General features: G+C 63.3%; 14 protein-coding genes. 5 read left to right on the top strand and 9 right to left on the bottom strand.

Annotated features, from left to right (window positions below; genetic code table 11):
- From JGU71_RS14440 to JGU71_RS14430, 3 genes are read left to right on the top strand one after another with little or no spacing between them, the layout of a single operon-like run.
- Nucleotides 1-543: a hypothetical protein gene (locus JGU71_RS14440; RefSeq protein ID WP_199704842.1), complete on the top strand. Its 543-nt coding sequence runs from the start codon at nucleotides 1-3 to the stop codon at nucleotides 541-543.
- A gap of 46 nt (nucleotides 544-589) precedes the next feature.
- The gene (locus JGU71_RS14435; RefSeq protein ID WP_199704841.1) at nucleotides 590-1402 is read left to right on the top strand and encodes a MerR family transcriptional regulator; all 813 of its coding nucleotides are present in this window, start codon (nucleotides 590-592) and stop codon (nucleotides 1400-1402) included.
- Nucleotides 1403-1430: 28 nt separating this feature from the next.
- Complete coding sequence (locus tag JGU71_RS14430) at nucleotides 1431-1784, top strand: VOC family protein (RefSeq protein WP_199704840.1); 354 nt, start codon at nucleotides 1431-1433, stop codon at nucleotides 1782-1784.
- Nucleotides 1785-1809: 25 nt separating this feature from the next.
- Here JGU71_RS14430 and JGU71_RS14425 read toward each other — a convergent pair whose 3' ends face one another.
- The 4 genes from JGU71_RS14425 to JGU71_RS14410 form a co-directional block, all read right to left on the bottom strand.
- Entirely contained in the window at nucleotides 1810-2976 is a 1167-nt protein-coding gene (locus JGU71_RS14425) for an ABC transporter permease (RefSeq protein WP_199704839.1), read from the bottom strand.
- Nucleotides 2976-3863, bottom strand: a complete 888-nt coding sequence (locus JGU71_RS14420) for an ABC transporter ATP-binding protein (protein ID WP_199704838.1) — start codon at nucleotides 3861-3863, stop codon at nucleotides 2976-2978. Before JGU71_RS14420 ends, JGU71_RS14425 begins: the two co-directional genes overlap by 1 nt.
- Nucleotides 3864-4009: 146 nt before the next feature.
- Entirely contained in the window at nucleotides 4010-4444 is a 435-nt protein-coding gene (locus JGU71_RS14415; RefSeq protein WP_199704837.1) for an SRPBCC family protein, read from the bottom strand.
- Between the two features lie 64 nt (nucleotides 4445-4508).
- The gene (locus tag JGU71_RS14410) at nucleotides 4509-7943 is read right to left on the bottom strand and encodes a serine/threonine-protein kinase (protein WP_199704836.1); all 3435 of its coding nucleotides are present in this window, start codon (nucleotides 7941-7943) and stop codon (nucleotides 4509-4511) included.
- Nucleotides 7944-8167: 224 nt separating this feature from the next.
- Between JGU71_RS14410 and JGU71_RS14405 the strand changes: the two genes are divergently transcribed.
- Together JGU71_RS14405 and JGU71_RS14400 are read left to right on the top strand one after the other, a co-directional pair.
- Complete coding sequence (locus JGU71_RS14405) at nucleotides 8168-9592, top strand: FAD-binding oxidoreductase (protein ID WP_199705301.1); 1425 nt, start codon at nucleotides 8168-8170, stop codon at nucleotides 9590-9592.
- On the top strand, nucleotides 9589-10902 hold the full coding sequence (locus JGU71_RS14400; protein ID WP_199704835.1) for a class I SAM-dependent methyltransferase: 1314 nt from the start codon (nucleotides 9589-9591) through the stop codon (nucleotides 10900-10902). The genes JGU71_RS14405 and JGU71_RS14400 overlap by 4 nt, the downstream gene beginning before the upstream one ends.
- Before the next feature lie 52 nt (nucleotides 10903-10954).
- Here the strand turns inward: JGU71_RS14400 and JGU71_RS14395 are convergent, their stop codons facing one another.
- From JGU71_RS14395 to JGU71_RS14375, 5 genes are all read right to left on the bottom strand, one after another.
- Complete coding sequence (locus JGU71_RS14395; RefSeq protein ID WP_199704834.1) at nucleotides 10955-11980, bottom strand: type IV toxin-antitoxin system AbiEi family antitoxin domain-containing protein; 1026 nt, start codon at nucleotides 11978-11980, stop codon at nucleotides 10955-10957.
- Nucleotides 11981-12124: 144 nt separating this feature from the next.
- The gene (locus tag JGU71_RS14390) at nucleotides 12125-14260 is read right to left on the bottom strand and encodes a 3-hydroxyacyl-CoA dehydrogenase NAD-binding domain-containing protein (RefSeq protein WP_199705300.1); all 2136 of its coding nucleotides are present in this window, start codon (nucleotides 14258-14260) and stop codon (nucleotides 12125-12127) included.
- A gap of 57 nt (nucleotides 14261-14317) precedes the next feature.
- A complete protein-coding gene (locus JGU71_RS14385) occupies nucleotides 14318-15532 on the bottom strand; it encodes an acetyl-CoA C-acetyltransferase (RefSeq protein WP_199704833.1) in 1215 nt (404 codons plus the stop codon).
- Nucleotides 15533-15817: 285 nt separating this feature from the next.
- Nucleotides 15818-15979, bottom strand: coding sequence for a hypothetical protein (locus JGU71_RS14380; protein WP_199704832.1), 162 nt, complete (start codon nucleotides 15977-15979; stop codon nucleotides 15818-15820).
- A gap of 111 nt (nucleotides 15980-16090) precedes the next feature.
- A complete protein-coding gene (locus JGU71_RS14375) occupies nucleotides 16091-18169 on the bottom strand; it encodes a DNA polymerase III subunits gamma/tau (RefSeq protein WP_199704831.1) in 2079 nt (692 codons plus the stop codon).
- Between the last annotated feature and the right edge of the window lie 4 nt (nucleotides 18170-18173).

Genomic DNA, 18173 nt, shown 5'->3' with positions numbered 1-18173 from the left:
ATGAGCAGCACCCGGGGAGTTCGAGTACGTAGCTTCGTCGCGGCCGTCGGGATCGCGGCGGCATTCGGGTTGTCGAGCGCAGGTTCTGCGACTGCCGCTCCCATCGGTTTCGGTGGCGACTGCGTCCTGTACACCGAAAATCGGGGCGCCACAGTCGATTCGCTGCGCTTTCGATGCAATCCCGGGCAACACGACGCGATCTATCGTTGGGCTACGGCCGGTGCCCCGCCGATGGGCGTCAAGGCGGGTTGGGTCCTGTCGCCGCCGGTCACGGCGGCGATCGCTCCTGCCATCTGGATCGGCAAGGTCTTCTATCCGGGTTTCGTCCGAAATCGACTGTCGCCGTTCGGTTTCGAAGGCGTACAAGGCTCGGTGTACGTTGCTCCGTCTGCGACCGACGGCCGGGCGTGCTGGATCATCGACTACACACGTTCGGAACTGCCGTGGTTCATCGACGAGATGCGTGAAGTGACACCCGGCGTCTACCTGGGTATGTCGTACCGCTACGCAGGCACTCGGGAACTGGTTTTTCTGCTCGGCTGAGCAAACCGTTGACTCTCCACCTGCTGGAGGGTGTTTGCTCTAACCCATGACGGCACTGGTACCCATCGGGGAGTTCTCACGGCTGACTCATCTGAGCGTGAAGACGCTGCGCTACTACCACGACATCGACCTGCTCTCACCAGCGACGATCGACGAGAATTCCGGCTACCGGAGGTACTCGACAACTCAGGTCGGCAGCGCCCAGTTGATTCGCCGGCTGCGCGATCTCGATATGCCGCTGCCGGAAGTGCGAACCGTTCTCGCCGCGGCAGACCCGGAGACTCGCAACGCCACCATGCGGGCGCACCTGGAACGTATGGAAGCCGAGCTGACACGCACCCAGCAGGTGGTGGCATCGTTGCGGTCGCTGCTGGGCCCGATCGACGCGTTGGCTGTCGAATATCGCTCCGTAGCAGCGCTTTCCACACTGGCGATCCGAGCGGTCGTTGCACGTCGCGACGTCGGCGACTGGTGTGGGGCCGTCTTCCCGCAGCTGTACATCACGGCGGAACAACACGGGATCGAGATCACGGGACCCGGTGGAGCTACGTACTCCAGCGAATTCTTCGAACACGACTCCGGCGAGGTCGTCGCGTTCGTCCCGGTGCCCGCCGGTACTCCGGTTGTCGAAGGTCTCGAAGCGCTTGTATTGCCGCCTGCGCGGCTGGCGGTCGCTGTGCACGCAGGGCCGTTCGAAGAATGCGACCGCACCTACGGAGCACTTGGCATTCACGTCGCCGAGCACGACGTCGCGATCCCCGACCCGATCAGAGAGATCTACCTCGTCGGTCCCAATCACACCGACGACGCCACCACGTTCAGAACCGAGGTGTGCTGGCCGATTCAGCACGCCGCCTGATCAACCACACCGATCGAAGGAGCACATAATGGCAATTTCCCTGGAACACATCACCTTCGACTGCGCCAATGCGACCGAGCTGGCCACCTTCTGGGGTGGGCTACTCGACCGCCCCGTGGACGAGGGTGCAAGCGAGTACTTCGCAACGGTGGGTCGCTCATCGGGCGCCCATCCGGTACTGATGTTCATCGCTGTGCCCGACAAGAATCCCGGCAAGAACACCGTTCACATCGATCTGGTGTCTGCCGAATGGACCGACGAGATCGCGCGAGCTGTATCCCTCGGCGCAAAACACATTGCCGACTACGACGAGTTCGGCACCAAATGGGCGACGCTCAGCGATCCCGAGGGCAACCTGTTCGACATCGGGTGCGGTCTGTAGTTGCCGTTCGCGCACTCGGCCCGGTTCAGCGGCCGAGTGCGTGTGCCCAGGAAACCTTTGCGCCGGTGAGCAATACGGACCGCTGGTAGATCCGCGCGGACACCCAGGCCGACGCCGCGCAGGCGGCAACCATGAGGGCAATGGTGCCGACGACCTCGAACGTCGATGCGTTGCCTGCCGCGATCTGCATGGGCATCAGGATCGACGAGAACGGCGGAATCCAACTGATGATGCTGTAGAAATTGCTGTCCAGACTGCCGACTCCGAAGAAGCCGAGATACGCAGATGCCATGAGCAGCAACATCACCGGCAAAGTCGTCGAGTTGATTTCCTCGACGCGCGAGACCATCGAGCCGCCTGCGGCGTACAGCGTCGCGAAGAATACGAATCCGAGCACGAACCACACAAGCGTCGCGATCAGCATTCCGGCTGCTGCCGTTGGTATTTCGAGCAGACCGGTGGCCTGCGCCGTGATCAACCCCGCCGACGCGATGACAACGACCTGCGCTAGTCCGACCGCACCGAGGCCGATGATCTTTCCCCAGAGCAGGTGCAACGGTTTGATCGTCGACAACAGCAACTCGACGACTCTGCTCGACTTCTCCTCCGTCACACCCATTCCCACTGCAGGCGCGAAGTTCGCGACCCCGATGAACAGCAGGACCGCACCGACAAGCGCCAAAGCGATCCGCTGGTCGTGATCGCTCGCCTGCGGGTGTAACGCCGTGACGGCCAGGTTCGTATCGCCGACCTGCGCAGCGAGTTCGGCCGGGTCGACTCCGTTGTTTCGCAGTGCTCCGTCGAGTGCGTTCTTCTGCACAGCCGACTGCAACACGGCCCGCAACTCCGGCGACAAATCCTCCTCGACAACCACGTCGGCGTCGCCGACGAAGGCAGCCTCCAGGTCACCGTTCTCGACCTGCGCGCGCGCTTCGTCCGGACCTGCGACGTCGACGATCTCGATCGTCGTTCCCGCGGCGCGACCTGTCGCGACGATCGTCTCGGACAACGATGTCGCCGAGCCCGTCACGCCGATCTTCGTCGCTGCGCCGTCGTCGTCGGAGCGAACGGCGGCCCACACGATCAGCCCTGCCACCACGACGACCAGCAGCAAGGCGTTGACGATGACAAAGGACTTCGTATAGACCTTGACGAGAAATTCCCGCTTGGCGACCAGCAAGATCGGATTCATCAGGCGACAACCTCTCGGAACAGTTCGGCCAAAGACGGTCTGCGAGATATCAGTTGATGCACCGGCCCGGTCGCGAGTGCTGCACGCAAGATCGCCTGATCGTCGGCACCGGGCTGGAGTTCGAGTAGGGTCCGACCCTTTCCCTCTTGCAGCACAACGGTATTCGGAATTCCGGCCGCCCAGCCAGGTGGTGCGCTCGGCGCGAACACCTCCAACTGCGGATTACCACGTGCCTGTAACTCGGTGATGCTGCCGAGCGCGCGCATCCGACCGCCCGCGATGATGCCGACCCGGTCGCATTCGCGCTCGACGAGTTCGAGTTGGTGACTGGAGAAGATCACCGGAACGCCCTCGGCTGCTTTCTCCTTCAGCACCGCGCTCATCACGTCGACCGCGACGGGATCGAGTCCCGAGAACGGTTCGTCGAGCACGAGCACCTTCGGGTCGTGCACGAGGGCCGCCGCCAATTGGACGCGTTGCTGATTGCCGAGCGACAACGCCGACACCATATCGCCGAGCCGCTGCTCGACGCCTAGTCGTTCGGTCCAGCGCTCGACGGCAGACGCCGCGTCGGACTTGCTCAGCCCGTGCAGGCGCGCGAGGAAGTTCAGCTGGTCGCCGACCTTCATTTTCGGATAGAGGCCGCGCTCTTCGGGCATGTAGCCGATCCGGCGGCGGGTATCGAGATCCACTGGGTGTCCGTCGACGAGCACCTCCCCCGAATCGGCAGCGAGGACGCCGAGAACGATCCGCATCGTTGTCGTCTTGCCCGCGCCGTTGCTGCCGACGAAGCCGAAGATCTCACCGTCGGCCACTTCGAAGCTGGTCTCGTTCAATGCCAGCAAATCGCCGTAGCGCTTGCTGATCCGATCGACTTTCAGCGACATGCACTCCCCCTACTCGTGGCCTTGGCCTGAAGCCAGGCTAACCATGAGTGGTGGTAGTTGTCGTCAGGCATCGGCGTGCGCGTGTTCGGATCGGGGTGCACTCGACTCAGCGCACGCCGACCCGAACGGGTGCTGCTGCTGACGAATCAGGCCAGCGTGTTGCTCAGATTCGCGAGAACTTCGGCCTGAATCTTCTTCAATCCGAGCGGTGCGAAAGTCTTCTCGAAGAATCCGCCGATACCGCCTGCGCCGGTCCACTCCGTCTTCGTCGTGACCTCCGAACCGCTGCCACTCGGGACGACGGTCCACCGGGTGACCATCGACGAATTGCCGTCGGTTTCGGTGATCGTATTGCCTGCTACAGCGACCGTCGCCGTGACGTTGCGACTGCGCTTCGACGTCGCCTGCAAGGTCCACTCGGCGACCGTTCCGTCGCCATGCCCGCCGGAGACAAGGCGGTAATCCCGGTAGTGCTCGGAGAGAATCCTCGGCCGAACCGTCTCGTAGTCCGACAATGCGGCGAGCACCGCCTGCGGTGCTGCGTCGACTGTCACCGAACTGCTCGCGCTGACCTGTCCCACGTGTTCACTCCTTGATCGATGGCAATTCCACTGACCATCCTGCCCTGCCACGACGATCGGAGCCTCAGTCGGTCGACCTTGTCAGCTCCTCGAGGAACGGTTTCGGAACCGCAGGCCAATGCGGCTGCCACCGGTTTTCCAGTTGGTCGCGGCGCAATTCCGCGAGCAACTCGACAACCTGTGGTCCGCCGTCGAGCAGAACACGCCCGGTGCCGAGCTCGGCGCACCGTGCGACGCACAACACGGCAATATCCTTCGCCTCGGCGAGCCAACCTGCAGCGAAGAGAGCCGATGCCAACAGCAATTGCGCGTGCTGGCCTGCGCGCGGCCGATTCTGCATTTCGATGATGTTCGCGAGCTTGCGGGCTCGCGTGCAGGCAACGTCGTCGCTGTCGAGCGTGTGCGCGGCGAGCAGACGTGCGATCGCCGTACTCTCCACGATCTGGCTCGTCGCGAGGGCAATTCCGTCGTATGTCGCCGCGTCGTCGACGGTGACGGGTATCTCCGCGACAGGCAGACCCAGCCGCAACTGCTCACGGTGTACGTGTGCAGCCAGACGCCGCAGCACTCGACGACTCGCAATGGCAGCCCCCTCACGCAAGATCGTTGCGGCGGCGGTCAGGTCGCCACGAAGTGCTTTGACACGTGCACCCGTGACGTAGGCGGCGACGAGGAAGTCGACGACCCCCAAATCGGCACCGAGCTCGCGGCTTTCGTCGAGCAACCGTTCCGCGGTCGCGACATCGCCTTGTTCGTAGCGAAGTTCACCGAGCATGGCGTTCGCAATTCGGGTTGCGTGCAATCGTGCGTGCTCGGCGGTAGCGGCCACCTCCTGAGCCTGCACGAAATTGGCTGCTGCCGAAACGAAGTCCAGCTGTTCACGAGCTGCGATCCCGGCGTAGCAGTATCCGTGGACAAGCCCGAGCGGTCCCGACGACTGTTGGTGGTACGGCCGCGCCCAGGACTGACGCGAACGCGCGGCGTCGAACTCGAAGCGACCGAGGGCTGCGAAGGTCGCCGCGTTCGCTGCCTCCGAGACGACACCGGCAGCAACCGATTCAGGATGTTCGAGGCACTCGGCGACGAGCTGATCTATATCGACGACGCGGTCCGCACCGACCTCGGCGGCCGCTTTCACGACGTCGGCTTCGATGCGAGCTGCATTGTCGGTCGCGGCATTTCGGTCCAGTAGTCCAGAAATCCGGTCCAGCGCAGAGCGTGCTGCCGTCGACCTGTGCAACGACACGTTTGCCTTGGCCACCGCCAACATCAGCTTCGACCGCGAGACAACCTGCGGTGTAGGCAATTTGGCCACCAGACCGAGCAACGTGGCGAGCCGTGAGCCATCGATCAGTTCCATCCCACTCGTCTCGACCAGTTCGAGTGCACGCTTGAGATCGGCGGCGGCAATCGCGTGATCGACTGCCTCCCGAAGAAATTGGTGCTCGGCAAACCAGATCGACGCCTTCAGATGCAGCGAGCGTGCGCGGCCGGGCTGATCCCGCTCCAGCCTTCGACGAAGAAAGTCCGCAAACAGGAGTTGAAATCGGAACCATTCGCGATCGTCGTCGATACGGCGAAGAAACAGGTCACGCTCCTCGGCCTCCTCCAACATCGCTTGTCCGTCGTCGGTATCCGCGAGGGTCGACGCCAGATCACCGGAAACGCGTTCCGCGACACAGATGGAGAGCAGGAACTCCAACATTCGAGGTTCGAGCATGTCGAGGACGTTCTCGACCAGATACTCGCCGATTGCATGGTGCCGTCCGGACAGCCTGTGGATCAGGTCGGCAGGATCTGCATGGTTGCTCAACGACAGTGACACCAGTTGTAGTGCAGCGAACCAGCCCTCGGTGGACTCGCACAAGCCCGCCACATCGGAGTCGGTCAAACGCAGCCCGTTGCGATCGACCAAAAATGCGCGAGCTTCGTCCACGCTCAAACGCAGTGCATCCGAATCGATCTCGACCAGTTCGTCACGAACTCGCATGCGGCTCAGCGGCAGTCCTGCTCTCGACCTGCTCGACACGATGATTCGCAGGTGGTGGCAGCCGTTTTCGATCAGAAAGTCCAGCGCGCGAACGACACCTTCGTCGGTGATCCGCTGCCAGTCGTCGACGACAACAGCGACGGTTTCGCCGCTTTCGTGGATCTGATCGATCAGCGACGTCAGAACGTATCGCTGTGCGTCCTCCGCCTGATCTTCCAGCGAATCTGCAAGTCCATCAGCAAGTTCCGGCCGAACCCGCTGGACCGCTTCGACCAGATGGGTCAGAAACCACACGACGTTGTTGTCGTCGAGATCGACGCTCAACCACGCGACCGATATCCCCGCCCCCGTCAGGACGTCGCGCCACTGCGCGACCAAGGTCGTCTTGCCGAATCCGGCCGGCGCATGAATTACGGTCAGCCGACGTTGCTTGCCCGCTCGCAGCACGTCGATCAGCCGTGGCCGCGGTAACCACGCCCGGGCGTGCGACGGTGGCCGGAACTTCGTTGCCGCAGTGCGTGGCACCGCCGAGGTCGATGTACGTTCTCGCGACCGCGTCGGCGTCGGATTGCTCGTTCGCGGCTCGGCTGCCGCCGTTATCGCATCCGCCGACAGCAGCGCCATCTCGTCGACCGGCAATCCGTTGTTGGCTTCGATCTCGCGCAACATGTCGCCGAACGCGGCGGCCGTACTCGGTCGGTCGGTCGGGTCGTGCGCCATCGCAGCTTCGATAGCGCCAGACACATCGGGTGGGATATCGCTACCCGTCAGGTCGGGTATCGGTTCGGTCGTGATTCGAAGGAACTGTGCGACAACCTTTTCCCCGGTTCGCCGTTCGAACGCCGCATGACCGGTGACAAGCGCGAACAACGTTGCACCGAGTCCGTACACGTCGGACGCGGCTGTCGGCGGTCGGCCGGTCAGCACTTCCGGAGCCGTATACGCGGGTGATCCGGTGATCATGGCGCTGGACGTCTCGAAACTTCCTGGCACACGGGCGATTCCGAAGTCCGTCAACTGTGGTTCGCCGTATGCGGTGACGAGGATGTTCGCGGGCTTCACATCGCGATGCAGTATTCCCGCGCGATGCGCCGACTCGATAGCGCCCGCAAGCTTCACACCGATTCGAAGCGCCGCAGACCAAGACAACGGCCCCGAGGTACGGATCAGATCGTCGAGAGAACCCTGCGCATGGAAGGGCATCACGATGTAGGGCCGCCCCGTCAAAGTGACGTCTACCTGCAGGATGTCGACGATGTTGGGATGGCCGGACAGTCGTCCCATCGCGTGCTCTTCGCGGAGAAATCGGTCGACGTTCTCGGCATCGAGGTCCGAGGACAACACCTTGATCGCGACGGTCCGGTCGAGCGAGGTCTGCGCGCAGCGGTAGACGACGCCGAAACCACCCCTGCCTATCTCGACAGCGTCTTCGAACCCAGCTGCCTCGAGCTCGGCCACGATCGAAGGCCGCATGTCCCGTTGGGTGGACTGCGGTTCTCCGTCTGACATGCGATCACCCCTTGGAGCAGGAAGATCAGCATAGCGCCGCGACCTACACCGTCGTGACGGGGATCACAGAGCTCAAAGTTTCGGTCGCTCAGCAGGAACCGTCGGGGACATCCGGTCCACCGTTTGACGCGCACGCTACATCTGCATGAAGATTCCTCTGGGGAGTCCGAATATCGGTAGCCGAACAAACAATCTAGCGATACCGTCGAAGAGTGGTCGCATCTATGAATGGTCGCGTTGCTGGGTCCGCGTCCCGTAGAACGGGGTTCGCGGCGCATCAAGCTGGCGTCGACCGTCTGCTCGCGAGCTACCGGGCCATTCCTGCCGACGCAACTGTGCGCCTCGCGAAAAAGACCTCGAATTTGTTCCGCGCTCGGGCCAAGTCGACGGCGCCCGGACTCGACGTGTCAGGCCTCACCGGGGTCATCGCGATCGATCCGGTCGCGAAGACTGCCGATGTCGCAGGAATGTGCACCTACGAGGACCTCGTCGCTGCGACACTGCCGCACGGTCTCGCACCTCTCGTCGTGCCGCAGCTCAAGACGATCACGCTCGGCGGCGCCGTCACCGGCCTCGGCATCGAGTCGACGTCGTTCCGCAACGGCCTCCCCCACGAATCCGTGCTCGAGATCGACATCCTCACCGGCGCAGGCACTATCGTCACGGCGACACCGGAAAAGAATGCCGATCTGTTCGCCGGCTTTCCCAACTCCTACGGAACTCTCGGCTACGCCACACGACTGAAGATCGAACTCGAAACCGTCGAACCTTACGTCTCGATCCGGCACCTGCGCTTTCACGACGTCCGGGATCTCGCCGCGACGATGGACCGCATCATCACCGATGGCAGCTACGACGGCGTTCCGGTCGACTATCTCGACGGCGTTGTGTTCACGGCCGACGAAAGCTATCTGACGCTCGGTAACCGAACGGCTGAGCCGGGCCCGACCAGCGATTACGTCACCGGTCAAGCCATCTTCTACCGGTCGATTCAGCACGACGGACCCGAGGCCAAAACCGACCGACTCACCATCGGCGACTACCTCTGGCGCTGGGACACCGATTGGTTCTGGTGCTCGCGGGCGTTCGGCGCACAGAACCCCAAGATCCGACGGTTCTGGCCGGCGAAATACCGTCGCAGCAGCGTCTACTGGAAGCTCATCGCACTCGACCACAAATACGGCATCGCCGACCGCATCGAAGCCAGGCACGGCAATCCGCCACGTGAACGAGTCGTCCAGGACATCGAGGTCCCGATCGAACGCACTGCGGACTTCGTCGAATGGTTCCTCGCCGAAGTCCCGATCGAGCCGATCTGGTTGTGCCCCCTGCGGTTACGTCAGCCGGGTGGTGGTGCGAAACGCCCATGGCCCCTCTATCCCATCGCACCCGACCGGACCTACGTCAACGTCGGGTTCTGGTCGTCGGTCCCCTCGAGTGCCGGCGATTCCGAGGGGCTGACAAATCGGTTGATCGAAAAGAAGGTCACCGACTTCGACGGGCATAAATCGCTGTACTCCGACGCTTATTACAACAAAGACGAGTTCGCAGTCCTCTACGGCGGCGATGCGTACACCGCGCTCAAGGCCGAATACGACCCCGATTCCAGGCTGTTAGACCTCTATTCGAAGGCGGTGCAACGCAAATGACCACATACAAGGAACGCAACGACACCCGCGCAGACGCTCCTCCGAAGTTGACCATCGCCGAGATCTTCGAGATTCTCGCCGATGGCGAGGTTCCGTTCCGGTTCACCGCCTACGACGGCAGCACCGCCGGGCCGGAAGACGCCAAGTACGGCATGGAGCTCAAAACACCGCGTGGCACAACGTATCTCGCGACCGCGCCCGGAGATCTGGGTATGGCCCGCGCATACGTTTCCGGCGATCTCGACATCACGGGAACGCACCCCGGCGACCCGTACGAGGTCCTCAAGGTGATGGAAGAGCAGTTGCAATTCCGTCGACCGTCGGCATTGACGATCGCCAATATCACCCGCTCGCTCGGCTGGGAACTCCTTCGTCCCATCGCACCGCCGCCGCAGGAGGCACTGCCCCGCTGGCGTCGCATCGCAGAGGGTCTTCGGCACTCCAAAACCCGTGACGCAGAAGCCATCTCGCACCACTACGACGTCTCGAACACCTTCTACGAGTACGTCCTCGGTCCGTCGATGACGTACACCTGCGCAGCCTACGAGAACATCGGCCAGACGCTCGAAGAAGCACAGGAGAACAAGTACCGGCTCGTGTTCGACAAGTTGCGGCTCAAAGAGGGCGACCGACTACTCGACATCGGGTGCGGTTGGGGCTCGATGGTCCGCTACGCGGCGCGCCGCGGTGTAAAGGTCATCGGCGCAACTCTGTCCCGCGAACAAGCCGAATGGGCGCAGAAGGCGATTGCCGACGAAGGGCTGTCGGGTCTCGCCGAGGTTCGACATTCGGACTATCGCGACATCGAAGAGACCGAATTCGACGCGGTCTCGTCCATCGGCCTCACCGAGCACATCGGAGTACAGAACTATCCGGCCTACTTCGGGTTCGTGAAGAGCAAACTCCGCGACGGCGGCCTGTTTCTCAATCACTCGATCACGCGTCCCGACAACAATCGCAGCGCCCGTGCCGGTGGCTTCATCGATCGGTACGTCTTCCCCGATGGCGAACTGATCGGGTCCGGGCGCATCATCACCGATATTCAGAACGTCGGGTTGGAAGTGCGCCACGAGGAGAACCTGCGCGAGCACTACGCGTTGACCCTCGCCGAGTGGTGCAAGAACCTGGTCGACAACTGGGATGCCTGCGTCGCGGAGGTCGGCGAGGGCACCGCGCGAGTGTGGGGTCTGTACATGGCGGGGTCGCGGCTGGGTTTCGAGCGCAATGTCGTTCAGCTGCATCAGGTGCTGTCGGTCAAACTCGACGACAAGGGTCGGGCCGAACTGCCGTTGCGGCCCTGGTGGGAGTGAGGCGGCTCCGCCGCTCGTGAGTCTTTTTGGTGGTCAGGCCCTCCGAAAAGACTCACAAGCAGGGCAGCTGCCTGGGGTTTTTTCGGACCCACCCGTTGCGAGCAAGCACGTGCTCGACCTCGGCAGCAACAGCGCACGGCTTCTCGGTGACTTCTTCGTAGCCGAAGGTCAGGCGTGGTCTACCCGCCAACTCCGCGGCATTGTCACGGCGTCGGTCCCTGAAGGCCACCTGCGGAACCGCGTGTACGCGCTTGCCGTCCAGTCGTACCAATAGCGGAACGCCGACGTCCGAGTAGTCGCAGTCCTCGTACAGCGTCCTGCCGTCGACGACGACCGGACTCTGCTTACGCGACACAGGCAAGCCGTGCGCTTCTTCGACATCGACGACGTAGCGATGTTCGAGTACCGACTGCACGCCCGAAGCCAGTAGCGCCACAGCTGCATCCAACGCCTTCCGATAGCGACGTGGCGCACGCTGCTCCAGGCAGCCTCGGATGTCGTCCAAGCGGATATTCGCATTGGTCACCGTTGCGATCAGAGAACTGTGCGCAGCGCGGGCCGACGGTTCGCCGACGGCGAGATCGATTGCGGTGTCGGTCTTTTTGGTTCGAGGGAAGATACCGTCCACCGCGATATGCGCCTGTGCTCGCGACCGATGGACGACGACGCCGGGATGGCGCAGGTCGCCTACCAGTGGCAGCGGTCGGGCTCCGGCCGCCGGAGGCGAGACGTAGGTCGGCGATTGACACTTCGCGGATTCGCCGTAAGGAACGGTCACGTGAATCGGCTTGGTCGGATCGACAGGAAGTATGCGCCATTCTTCCGCTGCGGTTCGATGGCTCAGAATTGCCCGCGGACCGGCATACAGAAGTGCGGCCATCAAGGCCATCTGCCGTGTGAGCGGTCCGTTGGTGACGGCGTAGATGCCGCGCAGGACTGCCACCCACTGCCCGGTTTCGACCAGATGCCGTAGTCGAGGGCGGGCGTAGCCGTAGGGAGCGAGTTGCGTCTGAGTCGCGAGGCCGTACTGCGAATCGAGCAACACTTGAAAGTTGTTGGCGGACCGAGGAGACGTCATACGCCAATAGTGCGGTCACGGGGGATGGGCCCGGAAGCGCGACCTGGGCTTTTGGATTGCCCTGTGGATAACTATAAACCTGTGGACAACCGGGGTCGTGAGTCCTTTCGGAGGTCGGAACCTCCGAAAGGACTCACGAGCGCGCTAGCGCAAAGACGCCGGCGGGGTGAAGCGCTCGCCGTACTTGGCCGCGAGCTCCTCGGCGCGGGCGACGAACGCCGCCTTGCCACCGTTCGGGTAACCGACGATGAACTGGTGCACGCCACCGGTCCAGGCCGGGAAGCCGATGCCGAAGATCGAGCCGATGTTCGCGTCGGCGGTGGTGGTCAGAACACCCTCGTCGAAGCACTTCTGCGTCTCGATCGCCTCGGCGAACAGCATCCGGTCGATCAGATCCTGGAACGGAACGTCCAGTTCGGGCTTGGTCTTGAAGTGGTCACGCAGACCTGCCCAGATACCCGTGCGCTTGCCGTCTTCGTCGTACTCGTAGAAGCCGGCCTTTTCGAGGCGACCCGGGCGGCCTTCGCTGACCATGTAGTCGATGACCTCTTGCGCAGCGTGACGCTCGCGGCCCATGGTGGTGTCGCCTGCTTCGGCGGCCTCCATCGTCTCCTTGGCGATCTTCTGCATGAGCTTCATGTTCAGCTCGTCCGCCAACTGCAGCGGCGCCGCCGGGTAACCGGCCTGCAGACCTGCCTGCTCGATCGTGGCAGGCTCGACACCTTCGGCGAGGAACGCGATGGCCTCGTTGATGAAGGTACCGATGACGCGCGAGGTGAAGAAGCCACGGCTGTCGTTGACGACGATCGGGGTCTTCTTGATGGCCAGCGTGTAGTCGAACACGCGAGCAAGCGCCTCGTCGGAGGTCTTCTCACCACGGATGATCTCCACCAGCGGCATCTTGTCGACAGGCGAGAAGAAGTGGATGCCGATGAAGTCTTCCTGACGCTTCACACCGGCGGCGAGGCCCGTGATCGGCAGGGTCGACGTGTTCGAGCCGAGCAATGCGTCGGGATCGACGATGTCTTCGATCTCCTGGAAGACCTTGTGCTTGAGTTCGGTGTTCTCGAACACTGCCTCGACGACGAAGTCGACGCCCTTGAAGTCGTTGGCATCGGCGCTCGGGGTGATGCGAGCGAGCAGTTCCTTCGACTTCTCTTCGGTGGTCTTACCGCGAGAAAGGGCCTTGGCCTCGATCTTCTCGGAGTAGTTCTTGCCACGCTCTGCTGCCTCGATGGTGACGTCCTTGAGGACGACCTCGTAGCCTGCCTTCGCCGAGACGTAGGCAATGCCTGCGCCCATCATGCCTGCGCCGAGGACACCGATCTTCTTGATGTCTTTCTTCGCGACACCTTCCGGGCGGGATCCACCGTTGTTGATGGACTGCAGGTCGAAGAAGAACGCCTGGATCATGTTCTTCGCAACCGGGCCGGTGAGCAGCGAGACGAAGTAGCGCGACTCGATGAGCGACGCGTTGTCGATGTCGACCTGCGAACCTTCGACGGCTGCGGACAGGATCGCCCGCGGTGCCGGCATGTTCGTGCCCTTGATCTGCTTACGCAGGTTGGCCGGGAAGGCAGGCAGGTTCGCTGCGAATGCGGGCGAGGACGGGGTGCCGCCGGGGATCTTGAAGCCCTTCTTGTCCCACGGCTGAACGCCACCTTCGGGGTTGGCCTTGATCCATGCCTTCGCGGCAGGAATCAATTCCTCGACCGAACCGACGAGCTCGTTGACGAGGCCGATTTCCTTGGCCTTGGTCGGGTTGTTGCGCTGTCCCTGCAGCAGCACGCCCATCAGCGCGCCCTGCAGACCGAGCATACGAACGGTACGGATCACGCCACCGCCTGCGGGCAGCAGGCCGAGGCTGACCTCAGGGAGGCCGATCTGCACACCGCGCACGTCGGCGGCGATGCGGTAGTGCGTTGCGAGTGCGATCTCGAGGCCGCCACCGAGTGCGGCGCCGTTGATCGCGGCGACGACAGGCTTGCCGAGAGTCTCGAGGCGACGCAGCGCACCCTTGATCTGGGCGAGCTCGTCCATCAGTGCCTGGCCGTCGTCGGGGCCGACTGCAAGCATGTTCTTCAGGTCGCCACCGGCGAAGAAGGTCTTCTTCGCCGAGGTCAGCACGACACCGGCGATGTCGTCCTTCTCAGCTTCCAAGCGCTCGACCGTTGCGGTCATCGAGTTCTTGTACAGCTCGTTCATCGTGTTGGCGCCCTGGTTCGGGTCGTCCATCGTCAGTACGACGATGTTGTCCGAATCCTTTTCCCAACCGATCATGTTTGCGGTTTCTGTGGTCGTCACAGCGTTTGTCTCCTAGAAGTTTTCGGTTGGGCGTCAGACGCGTTCGATGATGGTGGCAACGCCCATGCCGCCGCCGATGCAGAGGGTGATGAGGGCGTAACGACCGTTGCGACGCTCGAGCTCGTCGACCATCGTGCCGGTGATCATGGCGCCGGTGGCACCGAGCGGGTGACCCATCGCGATGGCGCCGCCGTTGACGTTGAGCTTCTCGTCAGGGATGTTCAGGTCCTTCTGGAACTTCAGGACGACGGACGCGAACGCCTCGTTGATCTCGACCAGGTCGATGTCGTCGAGGGTCAGGCCGGCCTGCTTGAGGGCCTTCTTGGCGGCCGGAGTCGGACCGGTCAGCATGATCGTGGGATCGGCGCCACTGGTAGCGGTCGCCACGATGCGTGCACGCGCGGTCAGGCCGGAAGCCTTGCCTGCGTCTTCGCTGCCGACGAGGACCAGCGCGGAGCCATCGACGATGCCCGAGCTGTTTCCACCGTGGTGAACGTGGTTGATCTTCTCGACGGCGTGGAACTTCTGGAGTGCAACTGCGTCGAAGCCGCCCATCTCACCGATGATCGAGAACGACGGGTTGAGCTTCGCGAGGTCTTCCGACGTGGTGCCGGGACGCATGTGCTCGTCGTTGTCGAGCACGACGAGGCCGTTGATGTCCTTGACCGGGACGATCGACTTGGCGAAGTAGCCGCCGGTCGTCGCCTTGGCCGCGAGATCCTGCGAGCGGACGGCATATGCGTCGACATCGTCGCGGGAGAAGCCTTCGATCGTGGCGATCAGGTCGGCGCTCACACCCTGCGGCACGAAGTAGGTGTCGTAGCTGGTGGCCGGGTCCATGGCCCATGCGCCGCCGTCACTGCCCATCGGCACGCGCGACATCGACTCGATGCCACCTGCGATGACCAGCTCGTCGAAGCCGGAGCGAACCTTCTGTGCAGCAAGGTTGACAGCTTCCAGGCCGGAGGCGCAGAAGCGGTTGAGCTGGAAGCCGCCGACGGTGTCGGGCAGACCTGCGGCGAGCACTGCGGTGCGCGCGATGTCTGCACCCTGGTCGCCGACCGGTGCGACGCATCCGAGGATGACGTCGGAGATGCGGTCTTCGTCCAGGTCCGGGAATCGGACGCGGAGCTCGTTGATGAGTCCGACCACGAGATCGATCGGCTTGACCGAGTGCAGCGACCCGGTCTTCTTTCCACGGCCACGCGGAGTGCGAATAGCCTCGTAGATAAACGCCTCTGTCGTCACTTTGACGTCTTCCTTCCTGTGTGCGGCCAGCGCCGCTCGTTCGAACTAGATCGGCTGCCGAGAAATCGGCAAGCCTGTTGGCGGGGCCGCCAGTAGGACGTGTACGAACTTCACGTCCATTCCCGACGAATGTTGACGCTGTATAAACATCGCCAACGCAGTAGAGCGGTCCATTGCACGCTCCACCATAGAACGAACAGGCATGCGGATGGAAGCTGCCCCACCTTAAATCCGGAAAATATGCGAATTTCAGTTAACTTAGAGCGCCGTTCAGGCCCCGTTCAGCTACAGACCCTGGCACAACGGCGACTCGGCCCCGTACTGCGCGATGCACGCGCCCCACTCGCCGAGCGCCCCGAACGCATCCGGAACGAAGCCGAGAATCGTGCTCGGCAACAAAGGAATCAGCGCGGGAATCAGCCCGAACACGTCAATACCGAAGATCATGTCAATTTCCCGTCAATATCCCTTGGACGATGTGGCTCGTGTCAGTATGGCCGCCGACGACCGCACGCATGGCGGGTCCGACCAAACTGACCCGCACTGCCTTTGCGAGGCTCAAACGTCGAACGGTTTTGCGCCGAGCTCGGTCTGCAGAAGCTCCAATGCGACATCGTCGGGGTCACGCCTGTCGGCCTGGTCGACCGGCTGCGCGGACTCCTTGATCATCTCGTCTTCCTCCTCCGGGGTTGGAGGCGGTGGCGGACTCGGGTCGTCCGGATAGTCGGGCTCCTCAGGAGGCGGGGGCACCTCGTCGTCGGTCGACGGCGACGACGATCGCGCAGGCGCCTCTGGTTGCCCGCGACTCGGGCGCGAGAACCGTGGACCCCCGTCTGCGGGAGCGGTGCGCGGGGCAGCCTTCTTGGCAGGCTTGACGGCCGCGGACGCACCTGGCAATCCGGTTTCGCACCGGACCTCCCAGTCGACACCAAGCACGTCGCGGAGGGCATCGCGCACGACCTCAGCATTGCGCGATTCCATGAGTCTCTTTGCGAGAGGCGCGGATTCGTGCGTCAGGACGATGACGCCTTCGCGCACATCGGCCACGGTTGCGCCGGAAAGCATAACCTCGACCGTCCGGCTGCGATCCCGAACTTTCGCCCGCACCTCGGACCACACGGCGCGAACCGCGACGGCGTCGGGTTGATTGGACGCTGCTGCCGGAACTGCTTGCTCCTGTGCTGCTGGCTCGGGTTGCGGGTCCGATCCTTTGGCGACGGGCGGTGCTTCGGCCGGCTGCTGCGACGACCGCCTGAATGCAGGCTGCGCCGCGGGCGGGGCCTGTTCCGGTGGTGTCACGGTCGGCGGAGCAGGCCGCTCGGTCGGTGCAGGTTGTTGCGCAACTGCGGGCGCCTCGACGGCAGCCGGCACGACCGCGGGCGGCGAAACCGCTGCGGCCTCAGGCCTTTCGACACTGCGTCGACGGACCACGGGAGCAGGCTCTGCCGCGCTCTCCACGTCGGAGCCGCCCGACGGTCGCGTCACATCGAGTCGACGTTCGATGCGCTCGATCCGCTGCAACGCCGCAGATTCGGCGTCGGACGCCGATGGCAGCAGCATCCGGGCACAGATCACTTCGAGGAGTAGTCGAGGAGCGGTAGCGCCGCGCATCTCGGTGAGCCCGGCATGGAGAAGCTCTGCATATCGCGCCAGCGTCGCCGGACCGATCCGCTGGGACTCGTCCAACATCCGCTCGAGTACATCGCCGGGAGCATCGACCAGACCGCGTTCGCCTGCGTCGGGAACAGCGCGAAGCAGGATCAGATCGCGGATACGTTCGAGCAGATCGACGGCGAAGCGGCGCGGATCGTGACCCGCCTCCATCACCTTGTCGACAGCGCCGAAGAGCGCTGCGCCGTCGTTGGCTGCCAGAGCGTCGACGGCTTCGTCGATCAGCGCGATGTCGGTGACGCCTAGCAAAGCCAACGCGCGCAGGTACGTGACACCTTCGTCGCCCGCGCCGGCGAGCAGCTGATCGAGCACGCTCAGCGAATCTCGCGGCGAACCACCACCCGCACGGATGACCAGCGGATACACAGCGCCCTCGACAGCGACGCTCTCCTGGGCGCAGATCCTTTCCAGCAGACCGCGCATGGTCAGAGGTGGCAGCAACCGGAACGGATAGTGATGGGTCCGGGAGCGAATGGTCGGCAGGACCTTGTCCGGCTCGGTCGTCGCAAAGATGAAGATCAGGTGTTCCGGCGGTTCTTCGACGATCTTGAGCAACGCGTTGAAGCCTGCGGTCGTGACCATGTGCGCCTCGTCGACGATGAAGACGCGGTAACGCGATTCCGCCGGGGAGAAGAAGGCACGATCACGCAATTCACGGGTGTCGTCCACACCGCCGTGGCTCGCGGCGTCCAGCTCGATGACGTCGAGATTGCCCGGCCCACCGGGAGCAAGCGCCTCGCAGGAAACGCAGACCCCGCACGGGGTCGACGTCGGTCCCTCGACGCAGTTCAGCGACCTGGCAAGAATTCGAGCGGACGACGTCTTGCCACACCCACGCGGACCCGAGAACAGGTACGCGTGATTGATTCGCCCAGCATCGAGTGCGGTGCTCAGCGGCTCGGTGACATGCTCCTGCCCCACCACCTCGGCGAAGGTTGCGGGTCGATACTTCCGGTACAGGGCCACGCGG

This window comes from Antrihabitans stalagmiti, from assembly GCF_016482825.1.
GTDB classification, from domain to species: Bacteria; Actinomycetota; Actinomycetes; order Mycobacteriales; family Mycobacteriaceae; genus Antrihabitans; species Antrihabitans stalagmiti.
The sequence above is the reverse complement of the archived record's forward strand: the minus strand, read 5'-3'. Positions and strand labels throughout refer to the sequence as shown.